At 38.8% G+C, this 25,876-nt stretch carries 17 protein-coding genes and 1 pseudogene; 12 read left to right on the forward strand and 6 right to left on the reverse strand.

What is annotated here, in order from left to right; all coding sequences use genetic code 11:
- Positions 1-240: 240 nt before the first annotated feature.
- From JCM9152_RS04155 to JCM9152_RS04170, 4 genes are all read right to left on the reverse strand, one after another.
- On the reverse strand, positions 241-1,497 hold the full coding sequence (locus tag JCM9152_RS04155) for an RNA polymerase sigma factor (protein ID WP_035341302.1): 1,257 nt from the start codon (positions 1,495-1,497) through the stop codon (positions 241-243).
- On the reverse strand, positions 1,494-1,919 hold the full coding sequence (locus JCM9152_RS04160) for a YciI family protein (protein WP_035341304.1): 426 nt from the start codon (positions 1,917-1,919) through the stop codon (positions 1,494-1,496). Before JCM9152_RS04160 ends, JCM9152_RS04155 begins: the two co-directional genes overlap by 4 nt.
- A 130-nt stretch (positions 1,920-2,049) precedes the next feature.
- A complete protein-coding gene (locus JCM9152_RS04165) occupies positions 2,050-2,865 on the reverse strand; it encodes an alpha/beta fold hydrolase (protein WP_035341306.1) in 816 nt (271 codons plus the stop codon).
- Between the two features lie 492 nt (positions 2,866-3,357).
- Positions 3,358-3,840, reverse strand: coding sequence for a DUF6022 family protein (locus tag JCM9152_RS04170; RefSeq protein WP_035341308.1), 483 nt, complete (start codon positions 3,838-3,840; stop codon positions 3,358-3,360).
- Positions 3,841-3,976: 136 nt separating this feature from the next.
- On the opposite strand from JCM9152_RS04170, the gene JCM9152_RS04175 reads away from it, so the two are divergent.
- From JCM9152_RS04175 to JCM9152_RS04230, 12 genes are all read left to right on the forward strand, one after another.
- Positions 3,977-4,654: a MerR family DNA-binding transcriptional regulator gene (locus JCM9152_RS04175; protein ID WP_035341310.1), complete on the forward strand. Its 678-nt coding sequence runs from the start codon at positions 3,977-3,979 to the stop codon at positions 4,652-4,654.
- A gap of 38 nt (positions 4,655-4,692) precedes the next feature.
- On the forward strand, positions 4,693-5,124 hold the full coding sequence (locus JCM9152_RS04180) for a DUF1801 domain-containing protein (protein WP_035341311.1): 432 nt from the start codon (positions 4,693-4,695) through the stop codon (positions 5,122-5,124).
- 135 nt (positions 5,125-5,259) lie between these two features.
- Positions 5,260-5,649 carry a VOC family protein gene (locus JCM9152_RS04185; RefSeq protein WP_035341313.1) on the forward strand — a complete coding sequence of 130 codons (390 nt, stop codon included), beginning with the start codon at positions 5,260-5,262 and terminating at the stop codon, positions 5,647-5,649.
- Positions 5,650-6,175: 526 nt separating this feature from the next.
- On the forward strand, positions 6,176-7,435 hold the full coding sequence (locus tag JCM9152_RS04190; protein ID WP_035341315.1) for a prolyl oligopeptidase family serine peptidase: 1,260 nt from the start codon (positions 6,176-6,178) through the stop codon (positions 7,433-7,435).
- Between the two features lie 323 nt (positions 7,436-7,758).
- On the forward strand, positions 7,759-8,469 hold the full coding sequence (locus JCM9152_RS04195; RefSeq protein ID WP_035341317.1) for a LytR/AlgR family response regulator transcription factor: 711 nt from the start codon (positions 7,759-7,761) through the stop codon (positions 8,467-8,469).
- Positions 8,466-9,773: a sensor histidine kinase gene (locus JCM9152_RS04200; protein ID WP_035341319.1), complete on the forward strand. Its 1,308-nt coding sequence runs from the start codon at positions 8,466-8,468 to the stop codon at positions 9,771-9,773. The genes JCM9152_RS04195 and JCM9152_RS04200 overlap by 4 nt, the downstream gene beginning before the upstream one ends.
- A gap of 356 nt (positions 9,774-10,129) precedes the next feature.
- Positions 10,130-12,619: a glycoside hydrolase family 3 protein gene (locus JCM9152_RS04205; RefSeq protein ID WP_052015548.1), complete on the forward strand. Its 2,490-nt coding sequence runs from the start codon at positions 10,130-10,132 to the stop codon at positions 12,617-12,619.
- Positions 12,620-12,962: 343 nt separating this feature from the next.
- Positions 12,963-15,821 (forward strand): glycoside hydrolase family 3 protein, encoded by a 2,859-nt coding sequence (locus JCM9152_RS04210; RefSeq protein WP_052015550.1) that lies wholly within the window; start codon positions 12,963-12,965, stop codon positions 15,819-15,821.
- Between the two features lie 111 nt (positions 15,822-15,932).
- Positions 15,933-18,389 (forward strand): beta-glucosidase, encoded by a 2,457-nt coding sequence (locus JCM9152_RS04215; RefSeq protein ID WP_035341321.1) that lies wholly within the window; start codon positions 15,933-15,935, stop codon positions 18,387-18,389.
- Entirely contained in the window at positions 18,386-19,036 is a 651-nt protein-coding gene (locus tag JCM9152_RS04220; RefSeq protein ID WP_035341323.1) for a hypothetical protein, read from the forward strand. Before JCM9152_RS04215 ends, JCM9152_RS04220 begins: the two co-directional genes overlap by 4 nt.
- A gap of 2 nt (positions 19,037-19,038) precedes the next feature.
- On the forward strand, positions 19,039-20,055 hold the full coding sequence (locus JCM9152_RS04225; protein ID WP_035341325.1) for a glycosyltransferase family 2 protein: 1,017 nt from the start codon (positions 19,039-19,041) through the stop codon (positions 20,053-20,055).
- 377 nt (positions 20,056-20,432) lie between these two features.
- The gene (locus tag JCM9152_RS04230) at positions 20,433-21,983 is read left to right on the forward strand and encodes a glycoside hydrolase family 43 protein (RefSeq protein ID WP_035341327.1); all 1,551 of its coding nucleotides are present in this window, start codon (positions 20,433-20,435) and stop codon (positions 21,981-21,983) included.
- Positions 21,984-22,297: 314 nt separating this feature from the next.
- On the opposite strand, the pseudogene katG reads toward JCM9152_RS04230, so the two are convergent.
- Together katG and JCM9152_RS04240 are read right to left on the reverse strand one after the other, a co-directional pair.
- A pseudogene (gene katG / locus JCM9152_RS04235) lies at positions 22,298-24,507 on the reverse strand (catalase/peroxidase HPI).
- Positions 24,508-24,945: 438 nt separating this feature from the next.
- Positions 24,946-25,866, reverse strand: coding sequence for a LysR substrate-binding domain-containing protein (locus tag JCM9152_RS04240; protein ID WP_035341329.1), 921 nt, complete (start codon positions 25,864-25,866; stop codon positions 24,946-24,948).
- Positions 25,867-25,876 lie beyond the last annotated feature (10 nt).

Raw genomic sequence — 25,876 nt, forward strand, 5'->3', positions numbered from 1 at the left:
AATCAAAGTTGATACCCAAAAGTGAAGAATAGGATTAAGCTAACGGGATCTTTCGTTCATAATTCAGCAAATGGGGAAAGGTTGTAAGAGGAACTGTTCCTCTTACCTACTGGTAAAATAGTTGCCCAATGGTTTCAACTTTTACAGTGCCTTCAAAGGAATTTGCGAAAGCGTTGCTTATTTGTAGCCAGAATGTCGTTTGCGAAAAACTTCGTTGATTGATGCTTCACTTTATGTAGATCATCCTTTTCTGCAATTCATTGCTCGATTGCGTAAAAGGATTCTTTCACGTTCATTTTTGGTCAATGAAGCAGCACGTTCAAATTCACTACGAGCCTCATCATACCTCCCTAGCTTCACTAGAAGATCACCTCTTATACTCGGTAAAAGATAATAGCTTTTTAAAGATGGATTAGAATAAAGTTCATTTACTATTTGGATGCCAAAGTCGGGACCGAATGCCATAGAAATAGCTACTGCTCTGTTTAATTCTACGATTGGTGAAGGCATGACTCTCGAAAGAGCTTCGTACAGAGCTGCAATTCGTGGCCAATTTGTCTCTTCTTCAGACGGCGCCAGAGCATGGCAAGCTGAGATAGATGCCTGCAATGAATAGGGGCCAAGTGGCTTTCCTAGCTTTTTGCTGCGCTCAAGTGCTGCTAGGCCACGTCGAATCAATAATTGATCCCACTGAGCCCTCTTTTGGTTCATAAGAAGAATAGGTTCACCTTTAGAAGTCACTCGCGTTCTAAACCTTGAGAACTGAATTTCCATTAAGGAGACAAGTCCATGAACTTCTGGTTCAGTAGGTGCCATTTCTGCTAGAACACGTCCCAATCTTAGTGCTTCTTGACATAGAAAAGGGCGAGTCCATTGGTCGCCAGAAGTTGCAGAATAACCTTCATTAAACAGAAGGTAAATCACTTCAAGAACTGCTGATAATCGCTTAATCAGTTCCTCTCCAACAGGAACCTTAAAAGGCACTTCTTTTTTGTTTAAGGTTCTTTTCGCACGGACAATTCTTTGAGCAATAGTAGATTCCGCGACGAGAAATGGACGCGCAATTTCCTCCGTGGTAAGTCCACATACTAGGCGCAAAGTCAAAGCAACTCTTGCATCCTGAGATAATACCGGATGACAGGTCATAAAAATCAGACGGAGGAGATCGTCATCAATCTCCTCATCCAGAACATCATTTATATCTTCCACAGTATATAAATCAGTATGACTAGCAATTACTTTATACTTTTGATCCTGTACTTTCCTTCTGCGTAATAGATCAATTGCACGATGTTTAGCGGTCGTCATCAGCCATGCACCAGGGTTTTCTGGTATTCCAACTTGGTCCCATTTTTCAAGCGCGATGACCAATGCATCTTGAGCAAGATCCTCCGCAAGACTAACATCTCTTACTAATCTAGTTAGCCTTGCGATGAGCTTGGGCGACTCGATCCTCCAGATCGCTTCAATTGTTCGATGTGTTAGAGGTGTGCTCACGCCTTCTTAAGCTCCTCTCGAAGTTCAGCCTCTTTTATTAATAATTCTGGGTTATCCGTTAAATCCTCTGGTTCAAATACTTGTCTAAGCTCAATCTCACCCTGTCCATATCCATGTGGGTCTGGCATACGTAATGCCCATTCAATCGCTTCTTCTCTAGATTTAACTTCGATCAATGTATAACCTGCAATTATTTCTTTAGCCTCCGTAAATGGTCCATCCATTATTCTTGGTTTTTCACCAGGCTCTGGATAGGAAATTCTTATACCATTCTTGCTAGGCTGAAGTCCATCACCAGCAAGTAAAACACCTGCTTTCACCAACTCTTCATTATACTTCTGCATCGCTTCAATAATCTCAGGACTAGGCTTTTTTCCTGCTTCTGAATCTGTAGTGGCTTTTACAATCATCATAAATCTCATAACTAACTACCTCCTATTTTATCGTGAAGCCTTTTATCAAAGTCGCATAATAACAGAAATGATTAGCTTCTATTTATACAACGAGTTTGTGCTGATTAAATCGACAATAATCCGAACTTTATTACGTTTCTTATGAATGATTAGCTAAAAAGAATGATGTAAGCTCTGGAGATATCCTTTTTGTATTCAACTTTTTAGTATGACCGAGACCCTTTTTACTCAATAGTTGAGCATTAGGGAGTAGATCTGCTAATGCTTGAGCACTATTTCGTAAGGAAGCTGGGCTCTCTGTCCCTTCTATTACGAGCGTTGGAATATTGACACTTTTCTTCCATGTAGCAGGCAATTTCTTCCCTTCCATATATCCTTCTAATAATGCAGCATCATAGGTGAGTGTATGCGCAACTGCCATCAGATTAGGCCACACGCCTGGCATGACCCGCATCATGCTGACAATAAATGATGGAGCCCCCATTCCTTTGGTCATGAAGTACTTAATCGCTGCAGCCCGTTCATTTTTAGAAATTAAGTCTGTCGTATGCTTCGTAAAGTTTTTTGGTGGCTTACGATCGCCTTCTTTAACGACGAAAGGGGGTTCATGTAGAGCTAATTTGGTAATGCTTATGCCTATGTCTGTAGCCCTCAGTGCAAGAGCAGCTCCCGAGGATAATCCCCACACATAAGCAGATCCACCAGCCTCATCAATTAATGCTTGAAGATCTTCAATTTCTCGTGCAACGTCATACGGCTGAGTATCACCGCTGTCACCTCTGCCCCGTCTGTCATAGTTGTAAACCGTAAAGTACTCTGATAACAGGTAGGCTAATTCAACTTGTTGTGGGAATTTACGGTAGCTAAATGCACCTCCAACTAATATGAGGGCCGGGCCTTGGCCAACTTTGTCATAAGCAATTTTTGTCCCGTCATTCGATGTAACTGAATACATAGTGGTTTCCTCCTTTGTGGTTGTAATGATTAAGAAGGTAGCTTTGAATATTCACATATTATCTATCCCTCTCTACTAGAACGACGAGAAACGATATTCAAAATCGACACATATTAAAAACTTAATCATTCTTGGCTTTATGGGTATCGAATACTTTCATACATGATGGTTCTTTGCATCTTTAATACGCCACTTGTATATGAATCTCCTTTAAAAAGGTATGAGGTTTTGAGGAGGCCGCTGAAAAAGTGTGATTTTCACTATTTCAGTGGCTTCGTTTTGAGGTAGTTCTTTAACTAAAGTAGTTTCTTAAGGAAAGGGTATGGTGAAGTTGTTGAGCGTTTAGAATAAAACAATTAAAGCAAGAACAAATAATCCTGCTACTAATAAAAAAGGTCAACCAGAAATAGCTCTGGCTAACCGTAGATTTAAAATCCTTAGAATACATTTGTTTTATTCTAATGCCACCAGGAGGTGAATCTAACAAATCCTTTACTTATAGATAGAACGAATTTGGGATCTGATTTCACGTCCATTTGTTGTTTGAAGTGCAATGAACTTCGGTGGGGCGGGAATGGAGAAACCTGCATGAGAATGGGACATCTCCATTAGTAGTGTGCCGATTTCTTCTTCTTGGCTATTCTTTATTGTAATCCAAAATACTCTCTTTTCGTTAGAAGGTGTACCCCATTTTTCTTTTTCAAGAGAATGGCGGAATAGTAGGAATTCAGCGATTAAGTAATCATCCTCTGTAATCTCCGCTGCGGAACGGAATCCTGCCATCTCTACTTGCCGCCAGACAGGTACGAGTAGTTTTTCTGCATAAATCCCGTAAGTAGCGTCTTCATACTCCGGAAACAGAGCTTCAAACTCCTCACGATGGTCTTCAAGGATTTTCTTCCAGTTTGCTTCAACATAGGCATTCAGTGCTTTCTCAAGTTCTGTTATGTCCATGTTCTGATTCATTAAAGTCATTAGTTGGTCCCCTTTCTTTTTTGATTCACCCTTATCGTACAACCTTAAAGCAAATTGGAAAGTTTGATATAATAAACCTTACATAGTTAATGATTCGTACGGAGAACTTTGCATAATTAGTGAAGGAGCGGATAAAATGAGTAAGCTTAAGCCTGCCGAGATTGCCGAGAAGCTGAATATAAGTACAAATACGATTCGTAATTATGAAGCTCGTGGACTCGTTCCTGCTCCTAAGCGGACTGAAAGTGGATATCGTATCTATTCAGACATTCATCTTCTCTATTTTACATGCATTAAATTACTATCCGATGGATTTGGAATAGATGTAGCAGTGAAAGTGATGGAATACATACGAAATAAGAAAATAGATGAAGCACTTTGGATTCTTAACGAGGAACTAGGTCGTAGAGGAGAGGAAAAGAAGTTCGTGAGGGAAGCCGTTGAGCTAATTGAGTACTCGAAAAAAAATTCACGTCTCTGGTCTCTAGGGGAAGTTGCGGAAAGAATGGACGTTTCTCGAACAGCTATTAGATATTGGGATAAAGAAGGGTACATACAGGCGATCAGGGATCGAGAAAGCGGCTATCGTACGTTTGACGGGCTTCAATTAGCTAAAATAAGTCTCTTTAAAGTGATTAACTACTATACGGATGAAAATACAAAAATAAAGGAGAAGTTCAAGAAAGCTGAGGGAGCAGTGGCATGCCAGAAACTTGCAGAAGAGATTCTTACCTTGCTTCGTATCGGAAATAGAAGACAGTTGAAAGCTATGGCTACCTTAGACAAACTTCTTGAGGTAATTGAATATAAGTAAGTCGATCACATGTCTTAAAGTAGGAAGAGGGATAAAAGATGTATGAATTAAAAACAAAAGAAACTGATAGTAGTGTTATTGAATTTATTGAAAAGATTGAGAGCACGAAAAAGAAACAAGATGCTTATCAATTATTGGACATCTTTACAAAAGCAACAGGACACCAAGCTAAAATGTGGGGGACAAGCATCATTGGATTTGGTTCTTATCATTATAAGTATAATTCTGGTCATGAAGGGGATGCGCCATTAGTCGGCTTTTCTCCTCGGAAAGCAAAAATCAGTTTATACTTTACAGTAGGGGAGCCAAAGCGAGAAGAATTATTGAAAGAACTCGGAAAACATACAACTGGAAAAGCATGTGTTTATATTAATAAAATAGCTGATATTGACGTTTCAGTATTAAATAAACTTATCATAAATTCGGTACAGTTCTTAAAGGAAAAGTATCCAAAGTCATCATCGCAATAACCTTAACGCTTCTTAATAGTTATGTATAAATGGTTGAATAACGCAATTCATAAGAAATTTCCAACGAACCTAGATGTTAAAATACGAACTATGTAGTCAATGTTAGAAATTGTAAAGATTATCGGAGGCGATACGGTGATTACGAAAGCAATACAAATGACCATTTTTGTGAGGGATCGACAGAAGGCTAAAGCCTTTTATACTGAAAAACTAGGTTTTACGGTACGTGATGAGATTGAATTTTCACCAGGTTTTCATTATTTAACCGTTTCTCCAAATAAAAATAATGAGACTGTCATTGAACTAGTGCAGGCTAATACTGAGGAAGAATTGAAGCTAATTGGGAAGCAGGCAGGGGAACAAATAGTGATTATGTTCCAATCGAATGACATTGAAAAGGATTATTTAGAAATGAAGGGGAAAGGTGTAGTATTTCATAGTGCACCACAAGATGTTCCAGGTGGGAAAGGTGTTGGATTTGAGGATTTATATGGAAACAAATATGATTTGTTTCAGCCACAATAGAAATAGATGAAAGTTTCATTAATATGTTTCGCACAGCCATTACCGTTCAGGAAGTGGCTGTCTTTGTGTAAAGATAAGAATTTATAAGTATGGCAGTAGCGGGATGCAAAGGTCACATGCTCGATGCGGTTTCTCATTCCTCTATTTCTTCCCTTATTCCCTGTTTCTTGTCGTTCCGGTTCCCTCATTCCTCTATTTAAGCTAAATGAGTCCAAAAGGAGCCATAAAAGCCAAAATAGCGGAATGAGAACTACATTTTCTTCTCAGGAAGCGTTTTTTCTCTTATTTAGAGAAATGAGGATTACCTTTGTTGGTGGAACTGTGCAAGTAGGTTCGTAAAAGCTGTTGTTCATGCTTGATACACATTAACGGCTCCACACAACGCAATTAAGAAACGACGCATTGCGTTTTTCTTAGTTAAAGAATTTATTTTAGTATAAATAATTTAATCGCTTTAGTATAAATGTAATCGTTTTTCTTGACAGTGCGATATTTTGATTTTTAACTATGTGGAAGGGGGAGCATTATGAATAGAGAGAAAATGTGTAAACAAATTCAAATCTTTAGCTTGGTTATGGTTGTTTTCTCCATGACTGCTTGTTCATCTGATGGAGTGAATAAGGAAGCGACTCAAGAACTGATATCCGATAATATGACATTGATTACTAAAGTTCTTCCAGTAGGCGAAGTTGCTTATGCTATGGCAATAGATTTTGGAGAAGAGATCGATTCATCGGCAATTTCAGAATCGAGCTTTGAAGTAGAGGTTATGAAAGGTGAGAAGGTGGAATCGAGAACGATTTCAGCTGTGTATACAAACGAGCAAGCAAAAATCAGTCAGGCTAGTAGACCAGGTCAATTTGTCATAATTGAACTAGATACGAGTGATCCTAATGCTGGTATGCTTTCGTTCGATCATGAAGCTTTTTTACATACGAAAAAGGAGCTAGCTTATACGATTACTCAGAAGGAAGATATCACGTCAAGCAGTGGGACTATTTTTGTTGCACCTATAGAAGGGATCGAGCCTGGGAATGTGATAACTCCTATTGTTGATGAGTTTGGAGAGTATATATATCGAAATGAAGAGGGGGATGAAATGCCATATCGCTTGTTTGAACCAACGACTGAATCAGATGATGAGTATCCTCTTGTATTATTTTTACATGGTTCAGGTGAACGGGGAACTGATAACGCTCTACAGCTTCTAGGAAATCAAAGTGCACTAGTATGGGCTAATCCCAATCAACAGGCGAACAACCCAGCCTATGTCTTAGCTCCTCAAGCGCCAGCACAAGAGGAATTGTCGGCCTACTGGACAGAAGAGCCTAACGATTTATTATTAGAGCAATTACTAGAGTATGTTATTGAACAATATTCTATTGATCGAGATCGTATCTATGTGACGGGTGTTTCCAATGGGGGGATTGGAACATGGCATATTGCTTTGAAGAACCCTGATTTATTCGCTGCAGCCGTTCCTGTATGTGGAATAGCTGATATAGCTAACTATTCAATGGGAGAACCTTATGCCCCATTAGAAGATGCATCTAAATTAGAAGAGCTTAAGGATATGCCAATTTGGGTATTTCATGCAGCTGATGATCACCTTGTTGATGTGCGTTATAGTAGAGACGCAGTTGCGGCGATTGAATCGTTAGGTGGGAGTCATATTCATTATACGGAGTATCCAGAAGGAGCAGTAGAACCAGATGGTCATTTCGCCTGGATTCCTGCTTATCAAAATCAAGAGATGATTGATTGGGTATTTCAACAAACAAAATGAAATGAGAATCTAGGCGTATGAGGGAAAAGAATTAGTCATTGTTTTTATGAGGAATCGAACGAGAACTAGCTAGAACGCCTACTATTCAAAGGTTTAAAGGCTTAGGTGTATCCGTTTTTGTTAGTGATATTCCTTATGCTATACTAGTAACAATCTCATTGAACTAAAGTATGATATATACATTAGAAAATCATTCCTATCGAATTAAGTAGACTACATTGTTTACGTTTTTGATTGGTTTAACATCTGTATTTTAATGAACACTTTCGCAACAGAATTCCTTATGATTAAGATCAGTTGTGTAATGAAAGGAGGATCATGGAATGGTACGTATTGCAATTGTAGAAGATGAAGCGAATTATCAGAAACAGCTCATCGAGTTTTTGAGGAAGTTCCAGAAGGAAAATGAAGTAACAATTGAAATTGAAACGTATTCTGATGGGGATGAATTTATTAATCATTATAAAGCGCAATTCGATATCATTTTAATGGATGTTCAAATGCCACTTATGGATGGTATGTCAGCAGCTGAAGAAATTAGAAAGATAGATTCAGAAGTCGTTATAATGTTTATTACGAATATGGCGCAGTATGCGATTAAAGGATATGCAGTAGATGCACTGGACTATGTGTTAAAGCCGATTACGTACTTTTCGTTTTCTGAACGTTTGAATAGAGCTCTTGAAAGAATGAAGAAGCGTGAATCCAACTTTATTACGATAAAATTAAAAGGTGGAATGGTAAGGCTGGAGCTGTCAGATGTGTATTATGTTGAAAGTCAGGGACATAAGCTCATTTTCTATACAAAAGAAGGAGAGTTCATGTCTTCTGGAGCGATGAAGGATTTAGAAGAAGAATTATCAGATTATCATTTCTTCCGTGGGCATAAAGGCTACTTGGTTAATCTAGAGCATGTAGATGGAATGAATGATAGTTATGCTGTTGTGAAAGGGTATGAGCTACCTGTAAGTCGAACGAAAAGAAAGGCTTTCTTAGAAGCTCTAGCTGACCATTGGGGAGATGTCATTAAATGAACGAGCTATTTCCGGAAATCCCTAGGCTGTATACGGCACTTGCTGAATGGCTAGCATGTATCGTCTATATTTCGATATTGAAAAGAAGGTTAAGTGGTTGGAAATTAATGGGTTTTGCAAGTGGTGCTTTGATTGTACAATCTGTGTTCCTCGTTGTGACGAGAGATTTACCAATTATTTTTTGGGTGCCTAGTATGCTTGTCGCTATTGGAATGATGTTTCTATTCATCTATATATGCTGTGATATCACGCCTACTGAGGCAGGGTATTTCAGTGTGAAAGCGTTTGTTGTAGCGGAATTAGTTGCATCGTTGCAATGGCAAGTTCATTTTTATTTATGGAGTGGTGAAAGCAGTCATAAGCTATTTGAAATTGTGCTGTTAGTGGTTATGTATGGGCTTGTTTTTTTTGTCATTTGGCTATTAGAAAAGCGACATATACCTGAAGAAGGGAAGTTAAATATAAGGCAGCGGGAGTTATGGTCTACAGTTGTGATCGGTGCAGCTGTCTTTTTTATAAGTAATTTAAGCTTTGTGACAGCAAGAACGCCTTTTAGCGGTCAATATGCCCAAGAAATATTAAATATTCGTACTTTGGTCGATTTAGGTGGATACGCTATATTGTATGCTTATCATATTCAACTGAATGAGTTAAGGGTTAGACATGAGCTAGAAGCGATGCAAAATATCCTGCAAAATCAATATTCACAATATCAACAATCGAAAGAAAGCATTGAATTAATTAATTATAAGTATCATGATCTAAAAAATCAAATTATCGCTCTCCGGGCGGAAGAAGATCCGGAAAAAAGAAATGCTTATCTGAATGAAATGGAGGATGGAATTAAAGCGTTTGAAGCACAAAATAAAACCGGTAATAAAGTGTTAGATACTTTGTTAGCAAGTAAACATATGTATTGCATTAAGAATGGTATTACGTTAACGTGTGTAGCCGACGGAACGTTACTTAATGAAATGGATGTTATAGATATTTGTACGATTTTTGGGAATGCACTTGATAATGCTATCGAGTATGAAATGCAAATCGAAAATGAAGAAAAAAGATTAATCCATGTTTCCTTATTTACGCAAAAGGGATTTTTGATGATTCGTTTTGAAAATTACTTTGAAGGAGACTTGAAGCTCGAAGGTGACTTGCCAGTCACGACGAAGAAGGATAAATCGTATCATGGATATGGACTAAAAAGCATTCGCTATACCGTCCAGAAGTATGATGGTGTCGTCAATGTTGGACATAAAAATAATTGGTTTGAATTAAAGGTTTTAATTCCCAAAAAATCGTAGGTGACTGATTCATAAGGAATATATGATGTGAATAAAAGCTTGGATCCCTGTTAAGGATTGATCCAAGTTTTCTTTTTTGTCTACTGTTCATGCAAAAAATGCTACCGTTTATGAGATTGTCCTGCACAAATTGATTAATATGCTAGATTTAATTTTATAGTTTTAAAGGGAAGTAACGTTTATACATAAATGAATACCTTTTCATCAAGTGTTGTAATTGTACTGCGCTGTATAAACTTTCTTTCCCTATAATGCTAGAAGGGAGGCTATGAACGTTTAGCTTCGAAGGAATTGAAGGGGCTTTCATTTTGAGAGCTTAATAATAATGTTATTGAGTAAGAAAGGGGTAAGGGATTATGAAAATGATGTTTAAAAATGCAACTGTGTTAATGACAGTGCTCATTTCCTCATTTCTACTAATGGCGTGCACGGATGATGATGCCGCTGGAGGAGATCCAATCGAACCTGAAGAACTTGGTTCAGGAGAGGTGAAATGGGAAGAGACAGAAACTGAAGATGGGTATGTTATTGTCACAAATGATGATGGAAAAACTTTAGGCTATTCAAAAGATTCAGGAGTGGAACTACTCCAAGTAGATGGATATGCTTTTAAAGATCTAAATAATAACGGTGTGTTAGATCCATATGAGGACTGGAGATTAGAAGCTGATGAAAGAGCGGCTAATTTAGCGTCATTATTGTCTCTGGAAGAAATAGCTGGTTTGATGCTATATAGCTCCCATGTATCTAGTGTTTCTGAGGAGCTTGAAGAGGATCAAATTGAGTTCTTAGACATTGGTGGTCGTGCAATGTTAAACGCTGCAAATTCAGCAAGTACAACTGATACAGTACAATGGAATAATGCCATGCAGGCATATGCAGAAGCGACGGGTCATGGTATTCCAGTTATTACAAGTACTGACCCAAGAGAAGGTGGAGTTTCTGGTATTCCTTCTAATCTAGCATTAGCTGCGACTTTTGATTCTGAGCTTGTTCAAGAAATGGGTAATTTGACTTCAATTGAGTATCGTTTACTTGGTATTGGTACGTTACTTGGACCACAAATTGACATTGCAACTGAGCCGCGTTGGAATCGAGTGGATGGGACATTTGGTGAAGACCCTGCACTGGCTAGAGATTTGACTAGTGCATTTGTTCATGGAGTGCAGTCAACATTTGATGAAGATGGAAATGACCTTGGATGGGGTTCTTACAGCTTAAATACGATGATTAAGCATTGGCCAGGAGATGGAGCAGCTGAAGGAGGTCGTGAAGGTCATTCATTCAGAGGGAATGCTCAAGTGTATCCAGGTGGCCAATTTGATACACACCTCATTCCGTTCGTAGACGGTGGATTTAACCTAGATGGTGAAACAGGGTCTACTACGTCTGTTATGGCATCGTATTCAATTGCCTTTGATGAAGATGAAACGTATGGTGAATTAGTTGGTACTGCATTTAGCGATTACAAACTAAACGATTTATTACGTGGTCAATATGGGTTTGAAGGTGTTGTTACAACAGATTGGGGTACAGTTGATGACCTAGAAGGTGGATTTATGCAAGGTAAGCCTTATGGTGTATCTGAATTAGAAAAACCAGAACGTATTTTGAAAGCGATTCAAGCAGGGACGGACCAATTTGGTGGATTGAATGATAGGGACGTTGTTGTTGAAGCCTATGAACTAGGTGTTGAAGAGTTAGGGGAAGATGTGATTGATGAGCGCTTTGAACAGTCAGCGCAGCGCATATTAAATGGTTTCTTCACTATTGGATTATTTGAAAATCCATATGTTGATTTACAAGAAGCGGAATTGACGGTATTAAGCGAAGATAATCAATTGAAGGCTTATGAAGCACAATTAAAATCAATTGTTATGTTGAAGAACTCAAATAATGCTATTTCATCTAATGATCGTGATGAAAAGCCAACGGTATATGTTCCAATGATTTATGTGCCATATGAAGTCGATTATTTTGGCGTAGTAACAGAAGCGGAATGGACATTGCCGGTTGATATTGAACTATTAGAAAAACACTATAATGTCGTGACGGATACACCTTCAGAGACATTGACAGGTCCAGAAGACGAAGATGGGAATCCAACAGTTGCGGTTGAGGATATTGAACGTGCATCGGCTGGAGATTTAGAATCAGTGGATTTCGCATTGCCGATTATTACAAGCCCTGTGAATGAAGGCAACTATTTTGCTGGATTTGGGTATGATCAAGAAAATGAGGAGTATATTCCAATCTCTCTACAATATGAGGAGTATACAGCTGATTCTGAACACGTGCGTCAAGAATCAATCTCTGGAGATATTACGGTCACTGAACAAGTTAGTGGTTATGTTGTCGAAGAAATTGAAGAAAAAGAAAATCGTTCTTATTATGGAAACACAGCGATTATTAGGAACTACGAAGATCTTAATACAGTGAAATATGCTTCAGAAACTGTACCGGAGGATGTTCCAGTTATTGTTGCTATCAAAGCTGATGGGCCGATGATTATGTCTGAAATTGAACCTTATGCAGATTCTATTCTTGTGGCATTTGGATGGAGTACTGGATCGGGCTATGGAATTGAAGATGAAGCTTTACTTGAAATTGCTGCAGGTAAGGTGGAGCCATCAGCTTTATTACCAGTACAAATGCCTGCTAATATGGAAACAGTAGAAGCTCAATATGAGGATGTACCTCGTGATATGGAAAGCTTTGTTGATAGTGAAGGCAATGAGTATGACTTCACATTCGGACTAGATTGGTCTGGAGTCATTCAAGATGAGCGTACTGAAAGATACAATGTCCCAGCATTGGTAACACCAGAAAATTCGGGTAGTGAATAACGTTGTAAGATCCAGTAAACGTGTTATAAGGTCTACACGAGAAGACTTTTGAGCACGGCAGGGCATTGGAAAAGTTCTTTTTACTTTTTCAGTGCCCTTTAAGTTATGTGAATGACCGTTTATAAAAAAAAATCTACCGTTCATGCATTTGAAATGCTGGGATGATTATCTATGTTAGAATTTCTTCATAATCACATTAAGCGGTATTTGTAATGAAATGAATACCTTTTCACAATTCAATATAAAATCGCTCTTATACTTGGTAAATGACAATCGGGGAGTGACGCTTTTAGTGTGATGTGAAATGTTAATTACTTATGATATTGGTTTAAGGGGGAAAAAAATGGCAGGCAAAAGTAAGAAAAGATTCCGCATTCTTATGAGTGTGTTTTTGTCCGTTGTACTCTTACTTGGAGTAGCAGGAAATGTTGCATTAGCATATTTTTCTGATGTAGTTACGATGTATTTTAATGAAATTGATGTAGAAAGTGCTGAAGCAGTTGAAGCTCGCGCCCATTCAGAAGAGGTTGCATCTCAAATCGCAGATGAAGGTATTGTACTATTAAAAAATAACGAAGATATGCTTCCTTTAGCTGAAACAACACAATTAAACGTATTCGGGTGGAGTTTCACAAACCCTGTTTATGGTGGAACTGGTTCAGGTAAAGTAAATGCAGATACTGCAGTAAACCCAAAACAAGGTCTTGAGAATGCTGGGTTTGAAATAAACGAACAATTATATAACGATTATGTTGCTACAGGGCTTGAAAGACCAATCATTGATATGGATGGTCAAGATTGGTCAATTCCTGAGCCATTAGCTTCAGAATTCTACACAGAAGAGCGTATGCAGCAAGCGGTTGAATTTTCAGATACAGCTGTTATTTTTATTGCTCGTTCAGGTGGTGAAGGGGCTGATCTTCCGCGTGTAATGGACGGTCCGGACACATTTGATCCAGACGGTGGTTCATTTAGTGCAACAGGTAATCGTTACGGTTTCGAAGATGATCTTGATCCGGATAAACATTACCTTCAGCTAAGTAACCGTGAGCAAGACATGGTTGACATTGTAACAGACCATTTTGATAATGTTGTTCTAGTCGTTAATAGTAGTAACACGTTTGAGCTTAGCTGGGTAGATGACTATAGCGAGATTAAAAGTATTCTCTCAGTTGCTGGTGCAGGACAAAATGGCTTTAACTCACTTGGTGATATTTTAGCGGGTGAAGTAAATCCATCAGGTCGTACAGTAGATATTTATACGAGAGACCTTCTCGATCCACCAGCTATGGTTAATTTTGGTGATTTTAATTATATGATTGAAAATGCAGATGGTTCTTACTCTCATGCAGTGGATGAGAGAGATGTTCTTCTGAAGTATGTAGAGTACACGGAAGGGATCTATGTTGGTTATCGTTTTTATGAAACGGCTGCGGCTGAAGGAATTATTAATTACGATGATGAAGTTCAATTCCCATTTGGGTACGGATTAAGCTTTACCACATTTGAACAAGAAGTTGTATCAGGTAGTTTAAATTGGGATGATGAAAATATTAGTTTCGATGTAAGTGTTACAAATACCGGTTCTGTAGCAGGTAAAGAAGTCGTACAAGCTTACTTCTCAGCGCCATACACTGGGAACATCGAAAGATCAGCTGTAGACTTAGCTGCATTTGATAAAACAGATATCATTGAACCAGGTGAGTCTGAAACGATAACTGTTTCATTTGCAGTAGAAGATATGGCCGCATTTGATCATAACAGAATTTACAGTGATACAGGTTCTTATGTGCTTGAAGAAGGGGATTACACAATTTATTTAAATCGTAATTCTAATGAAGTTATTGAAGAAGTTGAAACAAGAACATTATCAGAGGTTGTTTTTGATAATGGTCGTTCGACAGATGATCAAGTTCCTGTCAATCAATTTGATGAACTTGAAGCAGGAGAAGGAAGTATTGCTACGTACCTTTCTAGAGAAAATGGATTTGAAAATCTGGATGAACTCGTTAATCATGAAGAGTTTACAGTTATGACAGACAATGGTGAAGAAATAGTACGAGGTAAGCTGGTAGACGAAGATTTTGTGGACTTGGTAAATAGAAGCCGTTATGAAATTCCAGAAGATACTCAGACAGAAGCGCCTACAACAGGTGTTGATAATGAATTATCATTAGATGAGTTTACGGGCGTGGACTTCCATGACGAGAGTTGGAATGACCTACTTGATCAATTATCTGTAAATGACATGGTCGATCTCGTTACTCTTGGAGGTTATCGTACGATTGAAGTTGAGTCTGTAGGAAAGCCTGTTACTCATGATTATGACGGACCATCAGGTATTACAGCGTATACTTCTAGATCAGATACGTCAGGTACGGCATTCCCAGCAGGTGTTATGCTTGCGCAAACATGGAATATTGAATTAGCGACACAAATGGGTGAATCTGTAGGTGCAGAGGGGCAAGCTTATAACGTTACAGGCTGGTATGCACCAGGAATAAATATTCACCGTTCAGCATTTAGTGGAAGAAACTTTGAATATTATTCTGAGGATCCACTTGTATCAGGTAAGATGGCAGCAAACAAAATTGAAGGTTTTGAAAATCAAGGTGGATTTGTTTACATGAAACACTTTGCACTCAATGACCAAGAGGAAAACCGTACACTCGGTGTGATGACTTGGGCGAATGAGCAAACAGTTCGTGACCTTTACTTGAAGCCATTTGAAATCGCCGTGAAAGAAGGCGGAGCAAGCGGTGTTATGTCAGGGTTTAATAGTATTGGGACTGTTTGGGCTGGTGCGAGCTCTAATCTTCTTCAAGAAGTATTACGTAATGAATGGGGCTTCCGTGGTCATGTGAACACAGACTTCTTCCTAGGAGATTTCTATCCTTACATGGTAGCTGAACTGGGCTTCCGTAACGGAAATGACCTTTTACTTACTGGTGCAGCACCGGTCGGAGTGCCTGAGGTGAACACTAGCAGTAATGATACTTTGTGGGCGATGAGAGACGCTTCTCATAACATTTTATATACAGTAGCGAATAGTGGTGCGATTGATGATCCTTTAAGTAGTGACATGCCGACATGGGTGAAGATTACGATTGCGGTTGATATTGCGCTTCTTGCTGCTATTATGAGCGGATTCTATTTCACATTCCGTAAGCCTAAGATTAAAGTTGATCCGGCAAGTAATTAGATCCATGATAATTGGCTAAATGTTTTGTTTAAACAAAACTGTATAACAAAAATAATAGGCTTGGCGGTACTCTTCTTGAGTGCCGCCAAATTTCAAAAAGAGGTATGTGCAATGAAATACAACGATCTGATTAAAAAGATGACCTTAGAGGAAAAAGCATCCTTAATGTCAGGGAAAGACTTTTGGCAAACAGAGAGTATAGAACGTTTAGGCATTAACAGTATGTTTCTTGCTGATGGACCACATGGTATTCGAAAGCAAGCAGAGGCTGCTGATCATTTAGGCTTAAATGAAAGTATTCCGGCAACGTGCTTTCCAACTGCTGCGACTGTAGCGAATAGCTGGAATGAAGAGCTAGTAGAAAAAGTGGGTGAATATCTTGGGGAAGAGGCTGTGTCACAGAAAGTAAATGTCCTCCTAGGGCCCGGAATAAATATGAAAAGAAGCCCGCTTGCTGGGAGGAATTTCGAATATTTTAGTGAAGACCCTTATCTTGCTGGGAAGTTGGCTGCAGGAATGATTAAGGGCATCCAATCTCATGGTATTTCAGCTTGTGTTAAACACTTTGCGGTTAATAACCAAGAGGAGCGACGGATGTCCATTGATACGATCGTTGACGAGAGAACGTTACGAGAAATTTATTTAACCGCATTTGAAATAGCGATAAAAGAAGGCCAATCAAAGACGGTTATGTCTGCTTATAATATGCTAAATGGTGCGTATACAAATGAAAATATCCATTTAATGAGAGAAATTTTGCGAGATGAATGGAATTATGAAGGTGTTGTTGTAACCGACTGGGGAGGTAGTAACGATCGCGTTGCGGGGTTACTTGCAGGAAATGAATTAGAAATGCCTACAACAGCAGGTGAAACGGATAAAGAAATTATTGCAGCGATAAACAAAGGTCACATTTCAGAAGATATATTAGATGAATGTGTAGATCGTTTACTCGATTTATTGTTTACGACGGAGAAAGTATTTGCGAAGGAAACAAAGGATTTTGACATTGAAGAGCATCATCAAATGGCTCAGAAAGTAGCAGAAGAATCTATTGTTTTATTGAAGAATGAAGAAAACATACTACCATTGAAGCAAAATGAAAAAGTGGCTGTTATTGGTGATTTTGCTCAAGAAGCAAGGTATCAAGGGGCAGGATCATCCATTGTGAATCCAACCATATTGGACAATACATTAGAGTCACTTGAAGAATCAGGTTTAACGTATATCGGATTTGAAAAAGGCTTTGATAGATATGGAAAGAAAAGCAAGAAACAAATAGATAAAGCTTGTGAATTAGCAAAAGAAGCTGATGTCGTCCTTCTATATATCGGTTTAGATGAAGTGACAGAAGCAGAAGGTCTTGACCGTCAAAGTATGAGCATTCCTGAGAACCAAATTGAATTAATTCACGCGTTACACAAGGTGAATGTGAATATCGTAGCCGTTCTTTCGTGTGGAGCAGTGGTCGAAATGCCTTGGATTGGAAAAGTCAAAGGCTTGCTACACAGTTATTTAAGCGGACAAGCAGGCTCAAAGGCGATATTAAGAGCGATAGTAGGAGAGGTCAATCCATCTGGTAAATTAGCGGAAACGTATCCGATTAAACATGAAGATACACCTGCTTATTACCACTTCCCTGGTAAAGAAGTGAGTGTTGAATACAGAGAAGGTCCTTTTATAGGATATCGTTATTACGATACAGCAAATGTGAATGTGCTCTTCCCATTTGGTTTCGGTTTAAGCTATACGACGTTTGAGTATTCGGAAGTTCAAGTCGATAAGAGCGGTGTGACGTTTGCAATAACCAATACAGGCGACTATGCAGGTAGTGAGGTGGCTCAATTATATGTTGGTTGTCAATCTACTAATATATTTAGACCGAAGAAGGAATTGAAAGGTTTTACGAAAGTGTTCCTAAATCCAGGCGAAACAAAATCAGTCACGATTCCATTTGATGATAAAACATTCCGCTATTTTAATGTCAAAACGAACCAATGGGAAATAGAGGAAGCTTCTTATAACATTATGATAGGTGCATCGTGTTCAGATATTAGATTAGAAGAAACTTTAGTTGTAGAAGGGACAGGAGCTCCTCTTCCATATGATAAGGATGTGTTGTCGTCCTATTATTCAGGGAAAGCGAACCAAGTTAGTATAGAAGAATTTGAGGCTCTGTTAGGCTATAAGGTTCCGGTATCTACATGGGACCGAACAGTGCCACTAGGATATAATGATACGATTGCCCAATGTCAATATGCGAAGGGATTGTTTGCACGCTTTGCCTTTAGAGCCATTACATTATCTCATTCGTTCCTCTGGAAGATCGGGAAACGAAGTACCGCGAACCTTATTATGATGTCTGTTTATCATATGCCATTTAGAGGGATGGCACGAATGACTGGTGGGATCATGAATATGCCAATGCTTGACGGTGTTCTTATGATTGTGAATGGGAAATTCTTTAAAGGTTTACGACATGTGTTAAAAGAACGAAAGAAAATGCGGAAGGCTCAAAAGGAAAGTCAGCAATTAATAAACAATCGTAATAAAGGAGAGGTACTATGAGTAAGGAAACTGTAAAAAAAGCTAGTGCCTTTTCAGGAATCGCAAATTTATGGAATCGATTGAAAATAAAATATCCTAATGGCGTTCAGTTTTTTGTATTTTTTATGCTGAGTAATGGGATAACGGTGCTTCAATTAGTATTGATGCCAGTTTTTCGGAGTATATTTGCTCAAACGGCGTTAGTAAGTACTAATTTTCAAATTTGGCAAGTCGGTACAAATACGGATGGAAGTCCTTATTTTATATTTGATTATGCAGCCGGCCCTATTGCAGAAGGGGGAGGAGGAGGTCTTGCCTTTTTCTTAGCTGTTCAAATTACAATTGCGATTGCACAAATTATTAATTTCTTTGCACAAAGAAGCATTACGTTTAAATCGAACAGCAGTATTTGGAAGGCGGCATTTTGGTATTTTGTTGCCTATGTCATTATAACAATTGTTGCAGCGGCAGCTCTAGGCTTCTATCAAACTCCTGTTTATAACTTCTTTATGAGCACGTTAGGATGGGGAAGTTTTGGAGAAACAGTAGCGGATGTTGTCACGATGATTATTAATAGTGCGATTTCTTTCTGGGTGTTCTTCCCTATTTTCAAAATTATCTTTAAACAAGTGCCTGAAGAGCCGAAAAAACCAGAAAAGGTTGTGTAAAAATGAAATTATTATCAGTAGTTATTCCTTGCTATAATTCTCAAGACTATATGAGGAATTGCATTGAGTCCCTTTTGCCAGGAGCAGAAGATGTTGAGCTAATTATCGTCAACGATGGATCCTATGACAAAACAGCAGAAATTGCTGATAATTATGCAAGAAAATATCCAACGATTGTAAAAGCTATCCATCAACCAAACGGTGGACATGGGGAAGCAGTAAATACAGGAATTAAACATGCAACAGGAACCTATTTCAAGGTGGTCGATAGTGATGACTGGGTCGACATTCGAGCATACCTTGAGATTATAAAAACATTAAGTGAGTTTGTCGAAGAAAATAAATCGGTAGATATGCTGATTAGTAATTTCGTCTATGAAAAAGAGGGTGCTAAGTACAAGAAGGTCATGAAATATGATGATGTCCTTCCGGAGGATGTTGTTTTTACTTGGGATGATATGAAAGATTTTCGTAAAGGACAATATTTGATGATGCATTCTATTATCTACAGAACCCAACTATTAAAAGACTCTGGATTGGAGTTGCCTAAGCATACCTTTTATGTCGATAACTTGTATGTTTACTTGCCACTTGCTCATGTAGAGAACATCTATTATTTAAATGTTGATTTTTATCGGTATTTTATTGGTCGAGAAGATCAGTCCGTGAATGAGAGTGTCATGATAAGACGAATTGATCAACAAATTAAGGTTAATAGGCTAATGATCGAACAAATTGATCTGAAAACGATTCATAACTCGAAACTTAGACAATATATGATGCATCAGCTAGAAATTGTCACGGTCATTTCCTCTATATTATTAATTCGTTCAGGAACTAGAGAGAATTTGAACAAGAAGAAAGAATTAATGAAGTATATTAAGGAGAGAGATGAAGTGCTTTATCACAATATTCGTTATGGATGGATGGGCCATCTTATTAATTTACCAGGACGTTTTGGTCGCAGCATTTCTGTAGGTGCATACAAAGTATCGCAAAAATTAGTTGGATTTAATTAAATTTAGATATAATAAATGAATTGAAAGCACTTATCGAGTCTTTTTGAAATGATGTCATTTCAAAGGCTTGGTAGGTGCTTTGTTTTTGTTAAAAAAAATCGAGTTTTTGCTATAATACATAGTAAATAGAACCTATTTATAAAAGCACTAAAAGAGGTCATTCCAAAAGGGAAAACGAGTCTGTTTGACTAATCTCTAATATAGTAAATTTACAAAAACATTTACTAAAGTTTTTAAAGTGTTTTTTAAAGAAAGATATGTTAATTTTACAGAAACCCTTAATTATAAACAATACAGATACGAAGTAATCTATGAAAAAGACAAATGTAAGCGTATACGACTAAGAGCGATTCTAAAAAAGAAAAGAGGTTAAAACATTGAAAACATTTAATAATCCTATCCTTCCTGGTTTTTATCCAGACCCATCAATTTGCCGAGTGCATGATGACTATTACCTTGTGACATCGTCCTTCGCTTATTATCCTGGTGTGCCTATCTTCCATAGTAAAGATTTAGTCAATTGGGAGCAGATTGGTCATGTGTTAGATCGTCCAACTCAACTTCCGTTAGATGGGCAAAAACAATCACAAGGTATTTTTGCCCCGACCATACGTTATCATGATGGTGTGTTCTACATGATTACAACGAATGTTGGGCATGGGGGGAATTTTTTTGTTACGGCAACTGATCCTGCTGGTCCTTGGTCTGATCCTTATTATCTAGATGCTCCAGGAATCGATCCTTCCTTGTTTTTCGATGATGATGGAAAAGTGTACTACACGGGGACAAGACCTGCGCCTGAAGGCGAAAAATATAGTGGGAATTGGGAAGTATGGTTACAGGAGCTCGATTTAGAAACGAAGCAATTAGTTGGAGAACCGACTGGATTGTGGAGAGGTGCATTGCGAGATGTGATCTGGCCAGAAGGTCCGCATCTATACAAGGTCAATGGCTGTTATTATTTATTAATTTCTGAGGCTGGGACAGGACATCATCATGCTGTTTCAGTAGCGAGAAGTGAACATGTTTCAGGGCCTTATGTCGGTAATCCGGGGAATCCGATTCTTACACATAGACACTTAGGTAAAGATTATCCCATTGTCAATGTAGGTCACTGTGATTTGGTTGATACACAAAATGGCGAGTGGTGGGCAGTTGGACTTGCATCACGTATTTATGGTGGATATTATCGAAATCTTGGTAGAGAAACATTCTTACTACCTGTTACGTGGGAAGACGGTTGGCCTATTATGAGTCCGGGAACTGGAAAATTAGAGATGACGTATCCATTACCGGATTTGCCGAGTGTTAAATCGTTGGTTCCATCTCCATGTGACCATTTTGAGGATGAGAAGCTTGATTTTAAATGGAACTTTATACGTACACCGAAAGAAGAGTTTTATAGTTTAACAGAACGTCCTGGCCATTTAAGTTTGAAGCTAAGAGCACAACAAATGTCTGAACTGGAGCAACCTAGCTTTGTTGGTAGAAGACAGCAGCATATTCATTTTGCCGCTGCTACTGCAATGGAATTCATACCGACGAACGAAAACGAAGAAGCGGGTCTCGTTTTACTTCAAAGCCATGAATACCATTTTAGATTTGTGTACACGAAACAAGGAAATCAACAAGTTATGAGATTGATTAAATGCACAGAAGGGATCGAGGAAGTACTAAAGGAACTACCGATTGATGCAGCGAAACTGTATTTGAAGGTACAAGCACGTGGTCAGGATTACAGCTTTTACTTTGGAGAAACAACAGCTAATTATAAGGCATTGCTCGAAAATGTCGATGGGAGAATTTTAAGTACCGATGTAGCTGGTGGATTTGTAGGAGCAGTATTAGGTATGTATGCTAGCTCTAATGGGATTAGTAGTGATGAGAAAGCCTATTTTGACTGGTTTGAGTATGTAGGGATAGAATAAACATAATTAGTTGAGGTCGGGACAAAAGTATTTACCTCATTCAGGATGAGTAATGGCGTTGCAAGCCTTGCAAAATCGGGCAACGGCTACGCGCATTACTTAAAGACGACTGAAAAAGTGGAAATCACACTTTTCAGTCGCCTCGAAAGCGAGTGGCTGGAGCGCAATGGAATGAACTTGCGGCGGTTGATTATTCTGTAAAATACGCGGAAGAGCCCCAAAATCATGAAAGCCGGTGAAATTTTACAACAAGTAAAATTCACCGGCTTTTCATTTCAGAGGAGGGGTTTTGTCCCAGCCTCGATTTACCTCAATTAATTAGTTGAAGCTTGCTTAAGTTCTTTTCGTGCTAGATCAAAGCGATCGGCATTCATCACTTTCACCCAAGCGTTGATAAAGTCATTGACGAATTTCCCTTTGTTATCATCTTGAGCATAAACTTCTGCGATTGAGCGTAATTCAGAGTTAGAACCGAAGATTAGATCCGCACGTGTTGCTGTGCGAATAACCTCACCTGTCTTACGATCGCGCCCCTCATATACGATACCATCTACAGGCTTCCACTCGACTCCCATATCAAACAAGTTCACAAAGAAGTCATTTGAAAGCGTTCCTACACGATCTGTGAATACACCGTGTAGTGTTCCACCATAGTTTGTACCTAGAACTCGCATACCGCCAATAAGAACGGTCATTTCTGGTGCTGTAAGGCCTAGTAATTGAGCTTTGTCGACAAGAAGTTCTTCTGCGGTTACACTATATTCCTTCTTCTGATAGTTACGGAAGCCATCAGCAACTGGTTCAAGGACTTCAAAGTTTTCGACATCTGTTTGCTCTTGGGTTGCATCGCCACGACCAGCGTCAAATGGAACTGTTACATCAAAACCAGCGTCTTGTGCCGCTCTCTCGATTGCCGCGCTACCACCTAGTACGATTAAATCAGCGATGCTAACCTTTTTATCAAATTGGCTTTGGAGGCCTTCTAATACTGTAAGAACTTTATCAAGTTGCTCTGGTTGATTCACTTCCCAATCCTTTTGTGGAGCAAGGCGAATACGTGCACCATTGGCCCCACCACGATTGTCTGAAACACGGAACGTACTAGCAGAAGCCCAAGCTGTCGTAACTAGCTCACTAATGGTTAGGCCTGAATCCAAAATCTTTGTTTTAAGATCTGCTACCTCTGCATCTGTTAATTCATAATTAACTGTAGGTACTGGGTCTTGCCAAATTAGGTCCTCTTCTGGCACCTCTGGACCTAGATATCTTGTTTTAGGCCCCATATCACGGTGAAGTAATTTAAACCATGCACGGGCAAAGGCATCTGCAAATTCTTCAGGGTTTTTATGGAAGCGACGAGAAATTTTCTCGTACTCTGGGTCATGACGTAATGCTAAGTCAGTCGTAAACATGACAGTTGGAACTTTTTTGGATGGATCTGCTGCATCTGGAGCTAGGTCTTTCTCATCAGGATCTACAGCTAGCCATTGGTATGCGCCAGCAGGACTCTTCGTTAACCACCATTCATACCCGAATAATAAATCAAAGTATCCATTATCCATTGCGTTGGATTGGCAGTCCAAGCTCCTTCTAAACCACTTGTAATCGTGTCACCGCCTTTACCACTTCCATGAGTGCTTAACCATCCAAAGCCTTGAGCTTCAATTGGAGCAGCTTCTGGATCTGGTCCAACATGAGAAGGATCTCCTGCACCATGTGCTTTACCAAATGTGTGTCCACCAGCAATAAGAGCAACGGTTTCTTCATCATTCATTCCCATACGTCCAAACGTTTCACGAATATCATGAGCACTTGCAATCGGGTCTGGCTTACCGTCTGGGCCTTCTGGATTCACGTAGATAAGCCCCATTTGCACTGCGGCAAGTGGATTCTCAAGCTCTCGATCACCTGAGTAACGCTCATTTCCAAGCATTTCTTTTTCTGATCCCCAGTAGATGTCTTCTTCTGGATGCCAGATATCAGCACGACCTGCACCGAATCCAAATGTTTTAAGTCCCATTGATTCAATGGCAACGTTACCTGTTAGAACGAGCAAATCAGCCCAAGAAATTTTGTTTCCGTACTTTTGTTTAATCGGCCAAAGTAGGCGACGAGCTTTGTCAAGATTGCCGTTGTCCTCCCAGCTATTAAGTGGAGCAAAACGTTGTGCGCCAGTTCCAGCACCACCACGGCCGTCACCTTGACGATACGTACCAGCAGCATGCCATGACATACGGATGAAGAATGGGCCGTAATGACCGTAGTCGGCAGGCCACCAATCTTGAGAATCTGTCATTAGATCATGAAGATCTTTCTTCAAAGCTTCGTAGTCTAGCTTTTGGAATTCTTCTGCATAATTGAAGTCTTCTCCCATAGGATTTGATTTCTTGTCATGCTGACGTAGAATATTTAAGTTTAGCTGGTTAGGCCACCAATCTTTATTCGTTGTTGGGTTTGATGTGTGGCTAGTGACACTCCCATGTAAGAATGGGCACTTTCCACCGCTTGAGTTATTTGTGTGCATAGTAATTCCCTCCTAAGTAAAATGAAAATGAATAACTATGTCTTTGCTCATCATAAAACTACGAATCAAAAGACAATAATTATTATTATGTAATCATTATAATAAACTATTTCTTAAAAAGAAAGAATAATAACTCAAAAATATTAAAAATATTTTCTATAGAGGAATTTAATTGGTAGAAAGCTTTGTTAAAAGGGGGATTACTGGCTAAAAAGAATTTTATGGGCCTTAACTGTACAATGAAATTCGCTAGAAATAAAGCGGGAATACACTATAATTTTGTCGATTACTGAAATTTAATTGATAATGAACGTTCAGCAACAGAATAGATTTTGGTAGTAACTAGTTGGATTCTTTCTTGTTTTTTTCTTTTGGAACACACTCTTATAATTCCTATACCTTTTTATTGTTGTGTGAAAACGTCTCTAGAAAATTACTTTAGCTATTAGGTGAGCGATCATTGTGACACGTTCGAAAATATTCAATAGTCGTATCGATAAAATCTTGCATTAATGGAGTGATAACTCTATCTTTTTGATGGATAAGGTGAATAAAGCGATCCTGCTGGAAATATGGGATTTCTTTATATACTAACTCACCTTGCTTGACTTCTCTTAATGAACATCTTTCTGATACGATCGCGACCCCCATATTTTTCTTTACTGCTTCCTTCATTGTTTCGGTCGCAGAAACTTCCATAACGATCGAAAGAGTAATGTCATGCTCCTGTGCCCAATGGTCGATAAGCAGTCTGGATGTCGACCCTTGTTCATGCATAATAAACGTTTCCTTTATTAAGTCGTCTATTTCAATGTTCATTTTAACTGCTAGAGGGTTATTGGGATGGAGGAGGAGTTTTAAATCATCTTTAAAAATCATGTGAGAAATGAAATGCTTTCCTGGAATAGTTCCATACGAAATAATACCGATATCGAGTTCATAGTTTTTTATTTTTTCGATTATGGTTGTTGCTGGTTTTACTTCTAGTGACAATGTTACTTCTTCATGCATTGATTTAAATGAGACAAGCTGTTCAGGCAAGAGAAAGGTTGCTGGAGTATAGGTAGAGCCAATGCGTAAAGTGCCGCGCTGCTTTTCGTTAAAACCGGCTATGGTTGACTCAATTTCTTCAGAAAGCATTGTAATTTGCATAGCAAGAGGGTAAAGGGATTCTCCTGCTTTTGTAAGTTTTAACGTTCTAAGAGCGGATGGTTTGAACAGCGGGACCCCACATTCTTCTTCAAAACGTTGAAGGTGAAAAGTAACAGTTGGTTGTTTAATATTTAGGCGCTCTGCTACAAGTTTTAGCTTTTGTAATTGTGCTGTTAGGACAAAAATTTTTAATTGCTGTAGATTCATCATGAATCAT

This window comes from Halalkalibacter hemicellulosilyticusJCM 9152 (assembly GCF_000513115.1).
GTDB lineage: Bacteria > Bacillota > Bacilli > Bacillales > Bacillaceae_D > Halalkalibacter > Halalkalibacter hemicellulosilyticus.